The sequence below is a fragment of the Pseudomonas sp. IT-P294 genome (assembly GCF_949767865.1).
GTDB lineage: Bacteria > Pseudomonadota > Gammaproteobacteria > Pseudomonadales > Pseudomonadaceae > Aquipseudomonas.
Window position 1 is genome coordinate 75,196 of sequence record NZ_CATKQW010000006.1, and the last position, 18,337, is coordinate 93,532.

Below are 18,337 nucleotides of genomic sequence, written 5' to 3' on the forward strand. Positions count from 1 at the left end.
AGGTAGAACTTTGACCCCACACCAGGCTCTATCACGCTCCCAAGCTCGTGATAGCATCCGCGCCTATGAAGTTTCCAGGAAGATTCACCAGTGGCGTGCTGATGCTGTTAACCAGCTGCGCGGCGCTGGCGCAAAGTGAATTGGATGTGCGGATCAAACCGTCCAACGATGAACTGAAGGCCAATATAGAGGGCTATATCGGCAGCCTCGGCGATCGTGACGAGCAAGCGTTGTTGCGCTTCAGTCGTGGTGCCGAGGAGCAGGCGCGCAAGGCCGCCCAGGCTTTGGGTTATTACCAGCCGCACATCGACAGTGACGTGAAAGGCGGCAAGACCCCACGCCTGGTGCTCAATATCGATCCCGGCGAACCGGTGCATTTACGCAATGTCACGATTCGCATCGACGGCCCTGCCGCGTCCCTCAAGGCCTTCCGCGTTCCCCAAAGCCATGCGTTGCAAACTGGCGCCGTGCTCAATCACGGCAATTATGAGGACGCCAAGCGGCTGATTCAGAACCAGGCCTCGCGCTACGGCTTTTTCAGCGGTTATTTCACCCACCAGACATTGTCAGTCGACCCGCGAGCCGGCGTCGCCGACATCGAGCTCATCTATAACAGCGGTCCGCGTTACACCCTGGGCAAGGTCAGTTTCGAAGGTGACACGCCGTTCGACGAAGACCTGCTGCGGCGGATGGTGCCGTTCAAGCAAGGCGCACCTTACGATTCCGAACTGATCGCCGAACTCAATCAGGCCATGCAGGCCAGCGGCTATTTCGAGAGCGTGCGCGTAGATGCGGCACCCACGGCGGCCAAGAACGATGTGATTCCGGTCGACGTCAAACTTGAAACCCGCAAGCCGCGGACCATGGGCCTGGGGCTGGGTTTTTCCACTGACGTCGGCCCACGGGTCAAGGCCAACTGGACCCGGCACTGGGTCAACCCGCAGGGGCACAGCTATGGCTGGGAGACAGAAATCTCGGCGCCACGGCAGAACGTTGGTGTGTTCTACGACATTCCCCTGGACCCGCCGCTGACCGACAAACTGCGCTTCGCCGGGGGTTATCAGAACGAAGAAATCGCCGACAAGGACTCTCTGAGCAAACTGCTGACATTGGGGCCTGAGTGGCACAGCAAATTGCCCAGTGGCTGGCAGCGCGTGGTCTCGCTCAAGTGGCAGCGTGAGGAATACCGGCTCGGCGACGATTCGGGGCTCAGCAATTTGCTGATGCCGGGCATTACCTATTCGTATTTGAAAAGCGACAACCGCATCGATCCGCACAACGGCTATCGCCTGCAATTCGAGACCAAAGTGGCCAAGGAAGGCTTGGGTTCGGACACCAATCTGGTGTACGGCACCGCGCTGGTGAAAGGCTTGACCACGGTCTTCGATAAACACCGTTTCCTCGGTCGGGTGCAGGTCGGCGGCAGCGCCACCAATGGCTACAAGTCGGTGCCGCCGTCATTACGCTTCTATGCCGGTGGTGATCAGAGCGTGCGCGGTTACGATTATCAGAGCCTGTCCCCGGAAAACTCCGACGGCGATCGCATCGGTGGCCGCTACATGGTCGCCGGCAGCGTCGAGTATCAGTACTCCATCGCCGAAAAATGGCGGGTCGCGACCTTTGTTGACCAGGGCAACTCCTTTAATACACTCGACCTGCCGAACCTCAAGACCGGCGTTGGTATTGGCGTTCGCTGGGTTTCGCCTGTGGGGCCGATTCGTCTCGACCTGGCCCACGCACTAGACGACGACGGCGGCATCCGCTTGCACTTTTCCATGGGGCCTGAGCTGTGAAGCGTGGTTTGAAAATAACGCTGCTGGCAATTCTGGCGCTGCTGATGCTGGTCGTCCTGGCTGTGACCACGGTATTGGGCACGGCGACGGGTAGCCGTTGGGCGCTCGGTTTTGTACCGGGTTTGACCGTCGAGAATTTCCAGGGCCGATTGGGCGGGCAGTGGAGTGCTGATCATCTGTTGTGGCAGCAGGGCAGCAGTCGGGTTGAGCTCAGCAAGCCGATTTTTGCCTGGTCGCCGCTGTGCCTGATGCGCATGACGCTGTGCATCGAACAACTGAAGGCCGATCAGGTCAGCCTGCAATTGCCGCCGGGCACTGAAGAGGCCAGCAGTGGACCCATCGCGCTGCCGAATTTGAAACTGCCACTGGCCATCGAACTGGGTGATGTTCAGGTCGGCAGCCTGCTGTTCAATGGCAGCGAAGAACTCAAAGGTTTGCAACTGGCTGCACACTGGACCGCGCAAGGCTTGCAGATCGATTCGGTGAAGTTGCAACGCGACGAGCTCAGCCTGAATCTGTCCGGCCTGCTGCAACCCACCGGCAATTGGCCGCTGAAGGCCGAAGGCACACTGACCCTGCCGGCCCCGCAGCCCTGGAGCCTGGCGCTGAAGGTCGACGGTGATTTGCTGAAAACTCTCAACCTGAAAGCCGACAGCAGTGGTTACCTCAACGGGCAATTGAGCGGCGAAGTACAACCGCTGACGGAGAACCTGCCCGCCAAAGTGCGCATCACCGCCGACAGCTTTAAGCCCAGCGCCGATCTGCCGGACACCTTGCAACTCAATCAAGTGGAACTCACCGGCGACGGCGACCTGAAAAACGGTTACCAATTGCTCGGCAAAGCGACATTGCCCGCAGAAAAGGGCCCGGTCGCCTTGTTGCTGCAAGGCAAGGTCGATGCCCAAGGCGCACAGATTGCCGCGCTCGACCTGACCGCCAACGATAAGCAAAGCCTCAAACTCACCGGGCAACTGGATTGGAGCAAAGGCCTGAGCGCCGACGCGAAAATCGACTGGCAGGATTTCCCATGGCATCGTCTCTATCCGTTGATCGATGAGCCAGAAGTCGCGTTGCGCAGTTTCAACGGACAAGTCTCCTACACCGACGGCAAATACCTGGGCAGCTTCAAAGCGGCGCTGGATGGCCCGGCGGGTGCGTTCAACCTGAGCAGCCCGTTCAGCGGCGACCTGACGAAAATCTACCTGCAACAAATCCAGCTCGAAGCCGGGCAGGGCAAGGCCGAAGGACATCTGAACCTGCAATTTGCCGATGGCATTGCCTGGGACACCGCCCTGGATCTGTCGGCGATCAACCCGGCGTACTGGGTCGCGGAGTTGCCGGGCACACTGGCCGGACCGCTGCGCAGCAAAGGCGAGATGAAAAATGAACAACTCAGCCTGAACGCCGACCTCGACCTCAAAGGAAAACTGCGTGGCCAACCGGCGGTGATCCAGGCCAAGGCCGATGGCGGCGGCGCGCAATGGAACCTCAACGCGCTGCAAATCCGCCTCGGCGACAACAGCATCAGTGGCAAGGGAAGTCTGCAACAGAAGCTGGCTGGCCAGATCGACATCAAGCTGCCGCGCCTGGCCCAACTCTGGCCACAGCTGCGCGGCCAGATCAACGGTCGCCTCGATGTCGCCGGCACGCTCAAGGCGCCGCAAGGCAAGCTCGGGCTGCAAGGCACGCAACTGGCCTTCCAGGACAATCGCCTGCAAAGCCTGAACCTGGAAGCAAACCTCGACAGCGCACAACGGGCGAAAATCGACCTCAAGGGCAGCGGCATTCAGGCCGGCGACACCGCACTGGGAACGCTGACTGCCAGCGGTCAGGGCGATATCAAAAACCAGAAACTGACCCTCGATCTGCAAGGGCCGAAGCTGAAACTGGCGCTCGGCCTCGACGGTGCGCTGGACAAGGGTAACTGGCGCGGGCGTCTGGCCAGTGGTGATATCCAGGCCGGTGGTCAGGCCTGGACGCTGCAAGGCCCGGCCAGGCTCGAACGATTGGCTGATGGCAAAATCAATTTCGGCGCCCATTGCTGGATGTCCGGCCCGGCCAGTCTGTGCGGTGAAGACCAGCGCTTGATGCCTGAACCGAGGCTGCGTTACCACCTCAAGCAATTCCCGATCGAAAGCCTGGCGCAGTGGTTGCCAAAGGATTTCGCCTGGAACGGCAAGCTCAACGCCGACCTGCAACTGGACTTGCCGGCCAGCGGCCCGAACGGCCAGATCAGCATCGACGCCAGCGGCGGCACTTTGCGCATGAAGGAAAAGGATCAGTGGCTGGACTTCCCGTACCAGACCCTGCTGCTGACCAGCAAACTCACGCCCAAACGCATCGACACCGACCTCAACTTCGTCGGCGGCAAGCTCGGCGAATTGCGGGTGCAGGCGCAGATCAATCCGTTGCCGAATAACAAACCGCTGACCGGCTCGTTCCGCCTCAGTGGCCTGGACCTGTCCGTCGCGCGCCCGTTTGTGCCGATGGTCGAGAAGCTCACGGGCCGCCTCAATGGCAGCGGCACGCTCTCCGGGACGCTGTTGGCGCCTCTGGTCAATGGCAATCTGCTGCTCAGCGACGGTGAAGTGTCCGGGCCGGAACTGCCGATAGAGTTGCAAGCTTTGCAGCTACAGGCGGTGATTGCCGGCGAAACCGTGCAACTGAACGGCGGCTGGAAAAGCGGCAAGACCGGGCAGGGCACTCTCAACGGCAACATCGCCTGGGGCCAGGCGCTGGTGGTGGACCTGGCCCTCAAAGGCACACAGTTGCCGGTCAGCGTCGAGCCATACGCCAAGCTTGAAGTGGCGCCGGACCTGAAAATCTCGATGAAGGGCGACGAGTTGGCGATTGCCGGCAAAGTGTTGGTGCCCAGGGGCGACATCACCGTGCGCGAACTGCCTCCCTCGACGGTCAAGCTGTCCGGGGACACGGTGATCGTCGGCCAGCAGACCGAAGAGGGCAAGCCACCACTGGCGATGAAAATGGACATCGACGTGGTGGTCGGTGAGGACAAACTCAGCTTTGCCGGGTTTGGCCTGACCGCCAACCTGCAAGGTCATGTGCACATTGGCGACAACATGGACACCCGCGGCGAGCTCTGGCTCAACGATGGCCGTTATCGCGCCTATGGCCAGCGCCTGACGGTGCGTCGGGCGCGCTTGCTGTTTGCCGGTCCCATCGATCAGCCATACCTGGACATCGAAGCAATTCGCCAGACCGACGACATCATCGCCGGCATTCGCCTCAGCGGCAGCGCCGAGCAGCCCACCACGCAGATTTTCTCCGAACCGGCCATGAGCCAGGAACAGGCCTTGTCCTATCTGGTACTGGGGCGTCCGCTGAGCAGCAACGGAGAAGACAACAACATGCTGGCCCAGGCGGCGCTTGGGTTGGGCCTGATGGGCAGTTCCGGCGTGACCAGCGGGCTGGCCAAGAATCTGGGGATTCAGGACTTCCAGCTCGATACCGAGGGCAGCGGCAACACCACCAGCGTCGTGGCCAGCGGCAACCTCTCGGAAAAACTCAGCCTGCGCTATGGCGTCGGCGTGTTTGAGCCGGCCAACACGATTGCCTTGCGCTACAAGCTGAGCAAAAAGGTCTACCTCGAAGCCGCTGGCGGCGTGGCCAGTTCGCTGGACATCTTCTACAAGCGGGATTTCTAAGCCCCCACCATGATCGTTCCCACGCTCTGCGTGGGAATGCCGCCCGGGACGCTCCGCGTCCCTTCCCAAGCCGAACGCAGAGCGTCCGTAGAGGCATTCCCACGCAGAGCGTGGGAACGATCAGCCGTGAGCCATTTATCAGCTAAATAGCAAGCAACCTAACTATTGCGTTGACATTCGCTGCCTAGGCAGTAACATCTCGTCATACATTCTCTGCCTAGGCAGCTAATTGGTGGTCAGATGAAACATTTCACGCCAGACGAATTCCAGAATTGCCATCTCGGCCTCCTGCTCGGGCGCGCCGCTCTGCTCAAGGACCGGATCATCGATACGCACATGGAGCCCCACGGCATCACCGCCGCGCAGTTCAAAGTGCTGATCATCATGGCCCAGTTCGGTGTCGATACGCCGGCCGAGCTGTGCCGGCACCTGTCGCTGGACAGCGGTTCGATGACCCGCATGCTCGATCGTCTGGAACAGAAAGGTTTCCTCGCCCGCCAGCGTTCCGAGGCGGATCGCCGTCAGGTGCAACTGGTGCTGACCGAAGAAGGCCAGAAGCTCGCCGACCGGCTGCCGCACATCGGCGCTGACGCGATGAATGAACTGGCCGGCGCGATCACACCGGATGAGCTGAAAACCCTGGAACAGATCCTCAAGAAAATATTGGTGGCGGCGGGTGACTCGATCACCTTGCTGCGGGTAGGTGACAAATGAGCAGTAAAACCCTGCGTGCCGGTTTGAGCCTGGTGCTGGTGGCCATGACCCTGGCCGGATGCGCCAGCTATAGCGGCCTGACCACCGAAGGCGTCAGCCTCGATGCGAAAAACCTCAAGGCCGGACAATCCCTTAACGGCGTGACCCTGTCGCCGGCGGCCTGGCCGAAAAGCGACTGGTGGACCAGCCTGGGCGATCCGCAACTCGATGGTCTGATCCGCGAAGCCCTGCACGACAGCCCCGACATGCAAATCGCCGACGCTCGTGCGCACCAGGCCAGCGCCGCTGCCTATGCCGCCGACGCTGCGCGGATGCCGACCCTCGACGCCAGCGCCGGTGTCAGCCGTTCGCGTCTGGCCCGCGATCAGGACCCGAGCGGGCAGGGCGGCACTTACTCCACCCTGCGCAATATCGGCGCCAGCTTCAATTACAACTTCGACCTCTGGGGCGGTCAGCGTGATGCCTGGGAAGCGGCGCTGGGCCAGGCCCGTGCGGCCGAAGTCGATCAGCAGGCCGCTCAGCTGACATTGTCTGCCGATGTGGCTCGTGCCTATAGCGATCTGGGCCAGGCGCACATCATCTATGACCTGGCCAATGAAGACCTCAAACGTACTCGGCAAATGCTCGACCTGAGTCAGCGTCGCCTGAGTTCGGGGATCGACAGTCAGTACCAGTTCCAGCAAACAGAAAGCCTGGAAGCCAGCTCCGAAGCCAGCCTGATCGATGCCGAAAAACGCCTGCAAAGCGCGAAAATCGCCCTGGCCGTGCTGCTGGGCAAAGGCCCGGATCGCGGAAACGAGATTGCCCGGCCGAAAGTTCTTCAGGCCAGCGCCGTTGCATTGCCGTCGGTGTTGCCGGCCGAATTGCTCGGTCGTCGTCCCGATCTGGTGGCTGCGCGTTGGCGGGTCGAGGCCGCGAGCAAGAACATCGCTGCGGGCAAGACCCAGTTCTATCCCAACTTGAACTTGAGCGCGGCGGCGGGTGCCGAATCTTTACTGGGTGATGCGATGTTTGGTTCGGCGAGCCGTTTCTTCAACATCGCGCCAACCATTTCCGTGCCGATTTTCGATGGTGGCCGCCTGCGCGCCAACCTCGACTCACGCGACGCCGATTACGACCTCGCCGTGGCGCAGTACAACAAAAGCCTGGTGAAAGCGCTGGGCGATGTCAGCGACACCATCAACCAGTTGCGCGATATCGGCCGGCAGATCGGGGCACAGCAACACGCCACCGACATTGCCCAGGATTCTTACAACACCGTGGTCCAGCGGTACGGTTCCGGCATCGGCAACTACCTGGACGTGCTCAGCATCGAGCAGCAATTGCTCCAGGCCCAGCGTCAGCTGGCCAACCTGAATGCCGAGCAGATCGACTTGTCGATCCAATTGATGCAGGCGCTGGGCGGCGGCTTCCAAGGCGAAACCCTGACCGCAGCCAACGCAACCCCAGCCACGCAGCACAACTAATTCAAGGTATTTGTCATGGCCACTGCCGATACATCTCAAGCCCCGGACAACGCTCAAGACACGAGCAATCCGCGCAAACGCAAAATCATGCTGGTGGTGCTCGCCATCGTGGTCATCCTCGCCGGTATCGGTGTCTGGGGTTATCACGAATTCTACGGGCGCTGGAATGAAAGCACCGACGACGCCTATGTGAACGGCAACGTGGTGGAAATCACCCCGCTGGTCACCGGCACTGTAGTCAGCATCGGTGCTGACGACGGCGACCTGGTCCACGAAGGCCAGGTGCTGATCAACTTTGACCCCAACGATGCCGAAGTTGGTCTGCAAAGTGCCCGGGCCAATCTGGCCCGCACCGTGCGTCAGGTGCGTGGCTTGTACAGCAACGTCGACGGCATGAAAGCCCAGGTCAACGCCCAGCAAGCAGAAGTGCAAAAGGCGCAAGACAACTTCAATCGGCGGAAAAACCTTGCCGCTGGCGGGGCGATTTCCCAGGAAGAACTGTCCCACGCTCGCGACGACCTGACCTCGGCACAAAACGCCCTGGCCAACACCAAGCAACAATTGAAAACCACCAGTGCGTTGGTGGACGACACCGTGGTGTCTTCGCATCCAGACGTGATGGCGGCTGCCGCTCAGCTGCGTCAGGCTTACCTGAACAACTCGCGCAGCACCTTGATCGCGCCAGTCACCGGTTACGTGGCCAAGCGCTCCGTGCAACTGGGCCAGCGGGTTCAGCCAGGCACTGCGCTGATGGCGGTGATTCCGCTGGACCAACTGTGGATCGACGCCAACTTCAAGGAAACCCAACTGCGTGACATGCGCATCGGCCAACCCGTGGAGATCGAGGCCGACCTGTACGGCAGCGACGTCAAATTCAACGGCACCATCGACAGTCTCGGCGCCGGGACCGGCAGCGCGTTTGCCTTGCTGCCAGCGCAGAACGCCACCGGTAACTGGATCAAGATCGTGCAACGCGTACCGGTGCGGATCCACATCAACGCCGAAGAACTGGCCAAGCATCCGCTGCGGGTCGGCCTCTCGACTCAGGTCGATGTGAACCTGCATGACCAGAGCGGCCCGGTGCTGGCGCAACAGCCGCCGCAAAAGGCTTCGTTCAGCACAAATGTGTATGACCGTCAGTTGGCCGAGGCCGACGCGATGATCACTCAGTTGATCCACGACAACAGCGCAGCGGTCAGCAAAACCGTTCAACGCTGATTCGCCATGACACCGCCCTTGTGGGAGCGAGCTTGCTCGCGATAGCGGTGTGTCAGTTAACAACGATGTCGACTGATCCACCGCTATCGCGAGCAGGCTCGCTCCCACAGGGTCAGCTGCGTCTGTAACAGACGTAGCTCCAACCAGGTTTCAAAGGATTCGCGATGAGCAATAACGCGTCTTTCACCCCGCCCAGCCTGCTGCTCAGCACCATCGGCCTGTCGCTGGCGACCTTCATGCAAGTGCTCGACACCACCATCGCCAACGTGGCGCTGCCGACCATTTCCGGCAACCTGGGCGTGAGCTCGGAGCAGGGCACGTGGGTGATCACTTCATTTGCCGTGAGCAACGCCATCGCGCTGCCGCTGACCGGTTGGCTGAGCCGGCGTTTCGGTGAGGTGAAGCTGTTTCTCTGGGCGACCATCCTGTTCGTACTGGCTTCGTTTCTGTGCGGTATCTCGACTTCAATGCCGGAACTGATCGGGTTTCGGGTGCTGCAAGGTCTGGTCGCCGGGCCGTTGTACCCGATGACCCAGACGTTGCTGATCGCGGTCTATCCGCCCGCCAGGCGCGGCATGGCCCTGGCGTTGCTGGCGATGGTCACGGTGGTGGCGCCGATTGCCGGGCCGATTCTTGGTGGCTGGATCACCGACAGCTACAGCTGGCCGTGGATTTTCTTTATCAACGTGCCAATCGGGATCTTTGCGGTAATGGTGGTGCGCCAGCAACTGAAGACGCGCCCGGTGGAGACCAGCCGCCAGCCGATGGACTACGTCGGATTGATCACGCTGATCATTGGCGTCGGCGCGTTGCAGGTGATCCTCGACAAGGGCAACGACCTGGATTGGTTCGAGTCGAACTTCATCCTTATCGGCGCGGCAATTTCGGTGATTGCGCTGGCGGTGTTCGTGATCTGGGAAATGACCGACAAACACCCGGTGGTCAACCTGCGGCTGTTTGCCTATCGCAACTTCCGCATCGGCACGCTGGTGCTGGTGTTGGGCTACGCCGGTTTCTTCGGCATTAACCTGATTCTGCCGCAATGGTTGCAAACGCAGATGGGCTACACGGCGACGTGGGCCGGTCTGGCGGTGGCGCCCATCGGGATTCTGCCGGTAGTGATGTCACCGTTTGTCGGCAAATATGCGCAAAAATTCGACCTGCGGTTGTTGGCCGGGCTGGCCTTCCTGGCGATTGGCCTGAGCTGCTTCATGCGTGCCGGATTCACGAACGAAGTGGACTTCCAGCACATCGCGCTGGTGCAGTTGTTCATGGGCATTGGCGTGGCGCTGTTCTTCATGCCGACCTTGAGCATTCTGATGTCGGACTTGCCACCGAGCCAGATCGCCGATGGCGCAGGCCTGGCGACTTTCTTGCGCACGTTGGGCGGCAGTTTCGCGGCGTCGTTGACCACGTGGATCTGGATTCGCCGGGCAAACCAGCATCATGCGTACTTGAGTGAAAGCATCACGACGTACGAGCCGGCGACCCGTGAGGCGCTGAACAATCTGGGCGGCGCGGGCAATCCGGCGTATGCACAGCTCGATCACGTGCTGACCAGTCAAGCGTACATGCTGTCCACCGTGGATTACTTCACGTTGCTCGGGTGGGGATTCATGGGGTTGATCCTGATCGTCTGGCTGGCAAAACCACCGTTCGCCGCTAAAGCAGGCCCGGCCGCCAGCGGCCACTGATCGGAAATGCAATCAATGTGGGAGCGGGCTTGCTCGCGAATGCGCAGTGTCATTCAGCATTGATGTGTCTGATACACCGCTTTCGCGAGCAAGCCCGCTCCCACAGGGGCTGTGTTCGGCGCTAGATTGTGGGGGCTGCCAATTGCGGCGGCGGGGCGAAGTCGAAAGGCGCCAGCGCAAACCCTTGCTCATCCACTTGCAACGCCCACCCCTGACGGTCCCAATCGCCCAGCACAATGCGTTTGGCCGCTTGTTCGCCAATCTGCAACTTATGAATCGCCGGGCGATGGGTGTGCCCGTGGATCAAGGTCTTTACGCCGTATTCCTGCATGATCCGTGGCACTTCCTGCGGCGTGACATCGACGATGTCATTGGCTTTCATCCGCGTCTGCGCACGACTTTCACTGCGCAGCTTGCGCGCCAGTTTGTGCCGGGTGCTCAAGGGCAGGTGTCGCAGGATGAACAGGGTGACGGGGTTGCGCAGGTAGCGACGCAGCTTCATATAGGCTTCGTCGCGGGTGCAGAGGCTGTCGCCGTGCATCAAGAGCACCGGCTCGCCGTAAAGCTGTACGACGCTCGGGTCTTTCAACAACGTGCAGCCGGCCTGTTTACAAAAGGCCTGGCCGAGCAAGAAGTCGCGATTGCCGTGCATCAGAAAAATGGCCGTGCCGCTGTCGCTGAGATCGCGCAGGGCCTGGCAGATGGAACGCTGAAAGGGCGTCATGGCATCGTCGCCAATCCACGCCTCGAAAAAGTCGCCCAGGATGTACAACGCACTCGCGGAGCGGGCACGTCCGGCGAGCAAATCCAGAAACGCCCGGGTAATGTCCGGGCGCTCCTCTTCCAGATGCAAGTCTGAAATCAGCAGTATCACGCTTCGATGATCTCGGCTTTCTCGATGATCACGTCGTCTGCAGGTACGTCCTGGTGGCCGGCCTTGGAGGTGGTGGAAACGCCTTTGATCTTGTCGACAACGTCGGTGCCTTCAACGACTTTGGCGAACACGGCGTAGCCCCAGCCCTGAGTGGTCTTGGCGCTGTGGTTCAGGAAGCTGTTGTCAGCCACGTTGATGAAGAACTGGGCGGAAGCCGAATGCGGCTCCATGGTGCGGGCCATGGCAACGCTGTATTTCACGTTCGGCAGGCCGTTGTCGGCTTCGTTCTGGATGCTTGGGCGCTTGTCTTTCTTTTCTTTCATGCCTGGCTCAAAACCGCCGCCCTGGATCATGAAGTTACCGATGACACGGTGGAAAACGGTGTTTTCGTAGTGACCGGCTTTGACGTACTCGATGAAGTTGGCAACGGTCAGCGGTGCCTTTTCAGCGTTCAGTTCCAGGACGATGTCGCCATGGTTGGTGGTCAGTTTGACTTGGGTCATGATCGGTACTCTATCAATGAATTCGTGGGTTTCGAGGCGTTGAAGCCCTCAACCGGTCCGGCCAGATTCGGCCAAGGTGCGCAGTTTAGCGTGCCGGGCGCGAATTTCGAGGCTGTTTTTCATTTGCATCCGATTAAATGCAGCCGTTTTCGGGCCTGCTCTGTCAGCGACTTGACGGCATCGGCTATGATAAGCCCCTTTGATTTAACAGCCGCTTTGATTTGGCCAACTGGCCGCGCACTTGTACGTTCAAGGATCCTATGAGCAAGCCCACTGTCGACCCTACCTCGAATTCCAAGACCGGCCCTGCCGTGCCGGTCAATTTCCTGCGCCCGATCATCCAGGCGGACCTGGACTCGGGTAAGCACACGCAGATCGTCACTCGTTTCCCGCCTGAGCCCAACGGTTACCTGCACATCGGTCACGCCAAGTCGATTTGCGTGAACTTCGGTCTGGCCCAGGAGTTTGGCGGCGTCACGCACCTGCGTTTCGACGACACCAACCCGGCCAAGGAAGACCAGGAATACATCGACGCGATCGAAAGCGACGTCAAATGGCTGGGCTTTGAATGGTCCGGTGAAGTGCGCTACGCCTCGCAGTATTTCGACCAGTTGCACGACTGGGCCGTCGAGCTGATCAAGGCCGGCAAGGCCTACGTCGACGACCTGAGCCCTGAACAGGCCAAGGAATACCGTGGCAGCCTGACCGAACCGGGCAAGAACAGCCCGTTCCGTGACCGCTCCGTGGAAGAAAACCTCGACTGGTTCGCCCGCATGCGTGCCGGCGAATTCCCGGACGGTGCTCGTGTGCTGCGGGCCAAGATCGACATGGCCTCGCCGAACATGAACCTGCGCGACCCGATCATGTACCGCATCCGCCACGCCCATCACCACCAGACGGGCGACAAGTGGTGCATCTACCCGAACTATGACTTCACCCACGGTCAGTCGGACGCCATCGAAGGCATCACCCACTCGATCTGCACCCTGGAGTTCGAAAGCCATCGTCCTCTGTATGAATGGTTCCTGGAAAACCTGCCGGTGCCGGCCAACCCGCGCCAGTACGAGTTCAGCCGCCTGAACCTGAACTACACGATCACCAGCAAGCGCAAGCTCAAGCAACTGGTCGATGAAAAGCACGTTCACGGTTGGGACGATCCGCGCATGTCCACGCTGTCGGGCTTCCGCCGCCGTGGCTACACGCCGAAATCGATCCGCAACTTCTGCGAAATGATCGGCACCAACCGTTCCGACGGCGTGGTTGACTTCGGCATGCTTGAATTCAGCATCCGTGACGACCTCGACCACAGCGCGCCGCGTGCCATGTGCGTGCTGCGTCCGTTGAAAGTCGTGATCACCAACTACCCGGAAGGTCAGGTCGAAAACCTCGAGCTGGCGTGCCACCCGAAAGAAGACATGGGCGTGCGCGTCCTGCCGTTCGCCCGTGAGCTCTACATCGACCGTGAAGACTTCATGGAAGAGCCGCCAAAAGGCTACAAGCGCCTGGAGCCGAACGGCGAAGTGCGTCTGCGCGGCAGCTACGTGATCCGTGCCGACGAAGCGATCAAGGACGCCGATGGCAACATCGTCGAACTGCGTTGCACCTACGACCCGGAAACCCTCGGCAAGAACCCTGAAGGCCGTAAGGTCAAAGGCGTGGTGCACTGGGTGCCGGCGGCTGCAAGCGTCGAATGCGAAGTGCGTCTGTACGATCGTCTGTTCCGTTCTCCGAACCCGGAGAAGGCTGAAGACAGCGCCAGTTTCCTGGACAACATCAACCCTGACTCACTGCAGGTCCTCACCGGTTGTCGTGCTGAACCCTCGTTGGGCAATGCACAGCCGGAAGACCGTTTCCAGTTCGAGCGCGAAGGCTACTTCGTCGCAGATATCAAGGACTCGAAACCAGGTCATCCGGTATTCAACCGTACCGTGACCCTGCGTGATTCGTGGGGCCAGTGATTCAAGGAAACTAAAGTGCTGACGATCTACAACACGCTCACCAAGAGCAAAGAAGTCTTCAAGCCGCTCGATGGCAACAAGGTGCGCATGTATGTCTGCGGGATGACCGTGTACGACTACTGCCACCTTGGCCACGGCCGCAGCATGGTCGCGTTCGACCTGGTGACCCGCTGGTTGCGGTTCAGCGGCTATGACCTGACTTATGTGCGCAACATCACCGACATTGACGACAAGATCATCAATCGGGCAAAGGAGAACGGCGAGTCGTTCGAAGCCTTGACCGAGCGCATGATCGCGGCGATGCACGAAGACGAAGCGCGCCTGAACATCAAGAAGCCAGACATGGAACCGCGCGCCACCGGGCATATTCCCGGCATGCACGCGATGATCCAGACCCTGATCGACAAGGGTTACGCCTACGCACCGGGCAATGGCGACGTGTACTACCGCGTTGCCAAGTTCATGGGCTACGGCAAGCTGTCGCGCAAGAAGATCGAAGACCTGCGCATTGGCGCACGGATCGAAGTCGACGAGTCCAAACAGGACCCGCTGGACTTCGTGCTGTGGAAAGGCGCCAAGCCGGGTGAGCCGAGCTGGCCATCGCCGTGGGGCGACGGTCGTCCGGGCTGGCACATTGAATGCTCGGTGATGTCGACCTGCTGCCTCGGCGAGACCTTCGACATTCATGGCGGCGGCAGCGACCTGGAGTTTCCGCACCACGAAAACGAAATCGCCCAAAGCGAAGCGGCGACCGGCAAGACCTACGCCAACGCGTGGATGCATTGCGGCATGATTCGCATCAATGGCGAGAAGATGTCCAAGTCCTTGAACAACTTCTTCACCATTCGCGATGTGCTGGAAAAGTACCACCCGGAAGTCGTGCGTTACCTGCTGGTGTCGAGCCATTACCGCAGCGCGATCAACTATTCGGAAGACAACCTCAAGGACGCCAAAAGCGCACTCGAGCGTTTCTACCATGCCTTGAAAGGCCTGCCGAACGTGGCGCCTGCTGGCGGCGAAGCTTTTGTCGAGCGTTTCACCCAGGTGATGAACGACGACTTCGGCACACCGGAAGCCTGCGCGGTGCTGTTCGAAATGGTTCGCGAGATCAACCGTCTGCGCGAGAGCGATCTTGAGGCGGCGGCCGGTCTGGCGGCGCGCTTGAAGGAACTGGCCAGCGTGCTGGGTGTGTTGCAGCTTGAAGCCGATGACTTCCTGCAGGCCGGCGCCGAAGGGCGGGTCGACGCGGCTGAAGTTGATGCACTGATTCAGGCTCGCCTGAATGCGCGTGCCAACAAGGACTGGGCCGAATCCGACCGCATCCGCGACCAGCTCACCGCCATGGGCGTGGTGCTGGAAGACGGCAAGGGCGGCACGACCTGGCGTCTGGCTGACTGATTGTCCTATCTGTAAAAAACAAAACCCGCCTTGTGCGGGTTTTGTTTTTTCTGGCGGGTGTCAGCTCAGCAGACCGGTGCTGACCGCGACAATCAGGAAGATCCCGAGCACAGCGCGGTAAATGACAAACGGCCAGGTGGAGAACTTCTCCAGAAAACGCATCAGGCCCCAGATGGCGAAAAATGCCGAAATGCTGGCGATCACCAGGCCGAAAATCAGATGTGCCCAGGCTTGCGCGGGCAGATCGGCATGGAACAACACCCACAGCTCCTTCAAACCGGCCAGGGCGATGGCGGGCAGCCCCAACAAAAAGGAGAACCGCGCAGCCTCTTCACGTTTGAAGTTGAGGAACAGCGCTGCTGTGAGTGTAGAGCCCGAACGCGACACCCCGGGAATCAGCGCGCCGATCTGCGCAATGCCGACGATCAGCGCATCGCGCAGGCGCATTTCGCCCACGGTGCGGCGATGTCGGCAACTGAGTTCGGCGGCCGCCAACAACACTGCCATGACCACGCAGGAAATCCCGATCACCATCAGCCCGCGCAACGGCGAGTTGCACGCGTTGAGCGTCGAGGACAACGCGATGCCAGCAATGCCGATAGGGATGGTCGCCAGTACGATGGCCACTGCGAGGACGAACCACTGGTTGCTGAAATCGCGTTGGCGTACGGCGCCGATACTGCCGCTGACAAGTTGGCTGACATCACGCCAGAAATAACTGACCACCGCCGCCAGTGCGGCCAACTGCATGGCCGCGGAAAACGCCGAGCCGGGATCCGGCCAGCCGAGCAGGGCAGGCACGATGCGCATGTGCGCGGTTGAGGAAACGGGCAACAACTCGGTGATGCCCTGAACGATGCCCAGGAAGCCGATTTGCAGGTAATCCAGTGAGGCGAAGCCGATATCGAGGCCGGTAGAACAGATGTTGGTCAAAGCGCTTATCCTGTGAGGATCAGGAGGAGGGAGGTTCTGAATCAAAAGGCATGAGGTGAAAAGCGGAAACATTTCGTCACAGACTAGTCTGTTCGGTCAATGGTTTAGTTGATGGTTTTGCGGTGATTGAACCGGCGTCTTCGCGAGCAAGCCCGCTCCCACAGGGGAATGGTTTTATCCACAAACATCAGATCGACGGAAATAGGGTGTGGGAGCGGGTTTGCTCGCGAAGAGGCCCGCCAAGCCAACCCGTCACTCAGCCTGACGCAATCGCTTGTAAAGGGTATTTCGGCTCACACCCAATCGCCGCGCAAGATGCGAAATATTCCCCCCGGCCGCCTGCAACAACCGATTCAAATCCTCGGCATCATTCAAGTCAGCCGCCAGCGGCTCCGTTGGTTCAACCGGCTCCATCTCCAGATCCACAAAAAAATCATCCGGCAAATGCTCCGGCCGCACCGGCTGTTCCTCGGCCATGGCCAGCGCTACCTGCATCACGCTGCTGACCTGGCGTAAATTCCCCGGCCACGGATGACGACCGAACAATTCCATCACCTCGCGGCTCAACCCGGCCCATTGCGAGGGTTCTCGGTGTTGCTCCCACAAGCGCTTGAACAGCGCCTGCTTGTCACTGCGTTCCCGTAGCGGCGGCAACTCCAGGGTCAAGCCGCCGATGCGGTAATACAGGTCTTCGCGAAAGCGCCCCAGTTGCACTTGCTCGCGCAACGAGCGGTTAGTCGCCGAGATGATGCGTAGATCCACCGGGAACAACTCGCTGCTGCCCACCGGTTGCACACAACGTTCCTGCAACACCCGCAACAGCCGTGCCTGGGTCGGCAGCGGCATGTCGCCGATTTCATCGAGAAACAGCGTGCCTTTGTCGGCCTTGCGGATCAGTCCGATGCTGCCTTTCTGGTTGGCGCCGGTGAACGCGCCTTTCTCGTAGCCAAACAGCTCGGACTCCACCAGTTCGGCGGGGATCGCTGCACAGTTCACGGCAATGAACGGTTGTTTGCTGCGCGAGCTGGCCTGGTGCAGCGCTTTGACGAACACTTCCTTGCCGACCCCGGTTTCACCGTGAATCAACAGCGGAATGTCCTTCTCCAGCAAACGCTCGGCCTGACGTACGGCTTTTTCCACGCGGCTGTCACCGAAGTGCAGGGTATTGAGGCTGATCGCGGCGGGCGCTGTTTCGGCAGGTTCGGTGCGCGCGGGTTCAGTGCTCTTCATTTCAGAGAAAAGCCGCGCTTGGATAGGTGCCTGCTTCGGCCGTTTCAGCACGCACTGAAAGCGGTTGCGACCGGCTGCTTGCAGGGAAAAAGGCAGGCCTTCGGGCTGGTTCAGCAGTTCCAGTAGCGAGACTTTGAACAGGCTGTCAACGCTGACCCGCGACAGGCTGATGCCCAGCAAGTTATCGGCACGGCGGTTGGCCGAGAGCACTTGTCCGGTTTCATCGAAGATCAACAACCCGGCCCATTGGCTGTCGAGGTTGTTCAACCCGGTATTGAACGTCAATTGAAAGTGCTGGCCATGGAACAGGTTGAGGATCAGCCGGTTCTCCACGGTCTGGCTCATCATCTTGACCATGCCAAGGGTGTGGGACGGCGGCAGGTAGCTGTCACTGGACACGTCCAGCACCGCAATCACCTTGCGCTCGGTATCGAAAATCGGCGCGGCGGACCCTGTCATGAAACGGTTGGCTTTGAGGAAGTGCTCATCGTGCTCGATGTGCACGGCTTGCTCGCAGGTCAGCGCGGTGCCGATTGCATTGGTCCCGCTGCAACGCTCCATCCAGCTGGCGCCCGCGTTGAAACCGCGGGTCAGACTCGGCTCGATGAAGCGCTGAGTGCCCCATGAGGTCAGCACCTGGCCCTGGTTGTCAGCGAGCATGATCAGGCAATTGGAGTTGCTCAGAATGTTTTCGTAATACGGCAGGACTTCCTGATGCGTGGTCTGCACCAGTGAATGCTGGCGCTCGAGCAACTGCGCGATGTCCGCCGCCGGCAGCTGGTCGAACGCCGGGGCGCTCTGATGATTGAGACCAAATGCGCGGCAACGGGACCAGGAGTCCTGGATGATAGCGTCGTGGGATAAACCGGGGGCAGGTGCGGCCATGAAGGT

General features: G+C 60.2%; 12 protein-coding genes. 8 read left to right on the top strand and 4 right to left on the bottom strand.

Annotated features, from left to right (window positions below):
• The first annotated feature begins 65 nt into the window (after positions 1–65).
• The 6 genes from ACM6I0_RS05210 (at position 66) to ACM6I0_RS05235 (ending at position 10,550) form a co-directional block, all read left to right on the top strand.
• The gene (locus ACM6I0_RS05210) at positions 66–1,793 is read left to right on the top strand and encodes an autotransporter assembly complex protein TamA (RefSeq protein ID WP_414921647.1); all 1,728 of its coding nucleotides are present in this window, start codon (positions 66–68) and stop codon (positions 1,791–1,793) included.
• Positions 1,790–5,458 (top strand): translocation/assembly module TamB domain-containing protein, encoded by a 3,669-nt coding sequence (locus ACM6I0_RS05215; RefSeq protein ID WP_414921648.1) that lies wholly within the window; start codon positions 1,790–1,792, stop codon positions 5,456–5,458. Before ACM6I0_RS05210 ends, ACM6I0_RS05215 begins: the two co-directional genes overlap by 4 nt.
• 240 nt (positions 5,459–5,698) lie before the next feature.
• On the top strand, positions 5,699–6,172 hold the full coding sequence (locus ACM6I0_RS05220) for a MarR family winged helix-turn-helix transcriptional regulator (protein WP_090185733.1): 474 nt from the start codon (positions 5,699–5,701) through the stop codon (positions 6,170–6,172).
• Positions 6,169–7,638 (top strand): efflux transporter outer membrane subunit, encoded by a 1,470-nt coding sequence (locus ACM6I0_RS05225; protein ID WP_285434667.1) that lies wholly within the window; start codon positions 6,169–6,171, stop codon positions 7,636–7,638. Before ACM6I0_RS05220 ends, ACM6I0_RS05225 begins: the two co-directional genes overlap by 4 nt.
• 15 nt (positions 7,639–7,653) lie before the next feature.
• A complete protein-coding gene (locus tag ACM6I0_RS05230) occupies positions 7,654–8,856 on the top strand; it encodes an efflux RND transporter periplasmic adaptor subunit (protein ID WP_285434668.1) in 1,203 nt (400 codons plus the stop codon).
• A gap of 164 nt (positions 8,857–9,020) precedes the next feature.
• Positions 9,021–10,550: a DHA2 family efflux MFS transporter permease subunit gene (locus tag ACM6I0_RS05235; RefSeq protein ID WP_414921649.1), complete on the top strand. Its 1,530-nt coding sequence runs from the start codon at positions 9,021–9,023 to the stop codon at positions 10,548–10,550.
• Between the two features lie 121 nt (positions 10,551–10,671).
• Here the strand turns inward: ACM6I0_RS05235 and lpxH are convergent, their stop codons facing one another.
• Both lpxH and ACM6I0_RS05245 read right to left on the bottom strand, forming a co-directional pair.
• Positions 10,672–11,424 carry a UDP-2,3-diacylglucosamine diphosphatase gene (gene lpxH / locus ACM6I0_RS05240; protein ID WP_414921650.1) on the bottom strand — a complete coding sequence of 251 codons (753 nt, stop codon included), beginning with the start codon at positions 11,422–11,424 and terminating at the stop codon, positions 10,672–10,674.
• Complete coding sequence (locus ACM6I0_RS05245; RefSeq protein WP_090185718.1) at positions 11,421–11,927, bottom strand: peptidylprolyl isomerase; 507 nt, start codon at positions 11,925–11,927, stop codon at positions 11,421–11,423. Before ACM6I0_RS05245 ends, lpxH begins: the two co-directional genes overlap by 4 nt.
• A gap of 260 nt (positions 11,928–12,187) precedes the next feature.
• On the opposite strand from ACM6I0_RS05245, the gene ACM6I0_RS05250 reads away from it, so the two are divergent.
• Both ACM6I0_RS05250 and cysS read left to right on the top strand, forming a co-directional pair.
• On the top strand, positions 12,188–13,885 hold the full coding sequence (locus ACM6I0_RS05250; RefSeq protein ID WP_285434671.1) for a glutamine--tRNA ligase/YqeY domain fusion protein: 1,698 nt from the start codon (positions 12,188–12,190) through the stop codon (positions 13,883–13,885).
• Positions 13,886–13,900: 15 nt separating this feature from the next.
• On the top strand, positions 13,901–15,283 hold the full coding sequence (cysS, locus tag ACM6I0_RS05255; protein WP_414921651.1) for a cysteine--tRNA ligase: 1,383 nt from the start codon (positions 13,901–13,903) through the stop codon (positions 15,281–15,283).
• A 60-nt stretch (positions 15,284–15,343) separates the two neighbouring features.
• Here the strand turns inward: cysS and uppP are convergent, their stop codons facing one another.
• Both uppP and ACM6I0_RS05265 read right to left on the bottom strand, forming a co-directional pair.
• Complete coding sequence (gene uppP, locus ACM6I0_RS05260) at positions 15,344–16,216, bottom strand: undecaprenyl-diphosphatase UppP (RefSeq protein ID WP_285434673.1); 873 nt, start codon at positions 16,214–16,216, stop codon at positions 15,344–15,346.
• A gap of 252 nt (positions 16,217–16,468) precedes the next feature.
• Complete coding sequence (locus tag ACM6I0_RS05265; protein WP_414921652.1) at positions 16,469–18,331, bottom strand: sigma-54-dependent Fis family transcriptional regulator; 1,863 nt, start codon at positions 18,329–18,331, stop codon at positions 16,469–16,471.
• Positions 18,332–18,337: the final 6 nt, after the last annotated feature.

Coding starts and splice junctions, on each gene's coding strand:
- ACM6I0_RS05210 (WP_414921647.1), top strand. CDS start 66: ATGAAGTTTCCAGGAAGATTCACCAGTGGCGTGCTGATGCTGTTAACC.
- ACM6I0_RS05220 (WP_090185733.1), top strand. CDS start 5,699: ATGAAACATTTCACGCCAGACGAATTCCAGAATTGCCATCTCGGCCTC.
- ACM6I0_RS05225 (WP_285434667.1), top strand. CDS start 6,169: ATGAGCAGTAAAACCCTGCGTGCCGGTTTGAGCCTGGTGCTGGTGGCC.
- ACM6I0_RS05230 (WP_285434668.1), top strand. CDS start 7,654: ATGGCCACTGCCGATACATCTCAAGCCCCGGACAACGCTCAAGACACG.
- ACM6I0_RS05235 (WP_414921649.1), top strand. CDS start 9,021: ATGAGCAATAACGCGTCTTTCACCCCGCCCAGCCTGCTGCTCAGCACC.
- ACM6I0_RS05245 (WP_090185718.1), bottom strand. CDS start 11,927: ATGACCCAAGTCAAACTGACCACCAACCATGGCGACATCGTCCTGGAA.
- ACM6I0_RS05250 (WP_285434671.1), top strand. CDS start 12,188: ATGAGCAAGCCCACTGTCGACCCTACCTCGAATTCCAAGACCGGCCCT.
- ACM6I0_RS05265 (WP_414921652.1), bottom strand. CDS start 18,331: ATGGCCGCACCTGCCCCCGGTTTATCCCACGACGCTATCATCCAGGAC.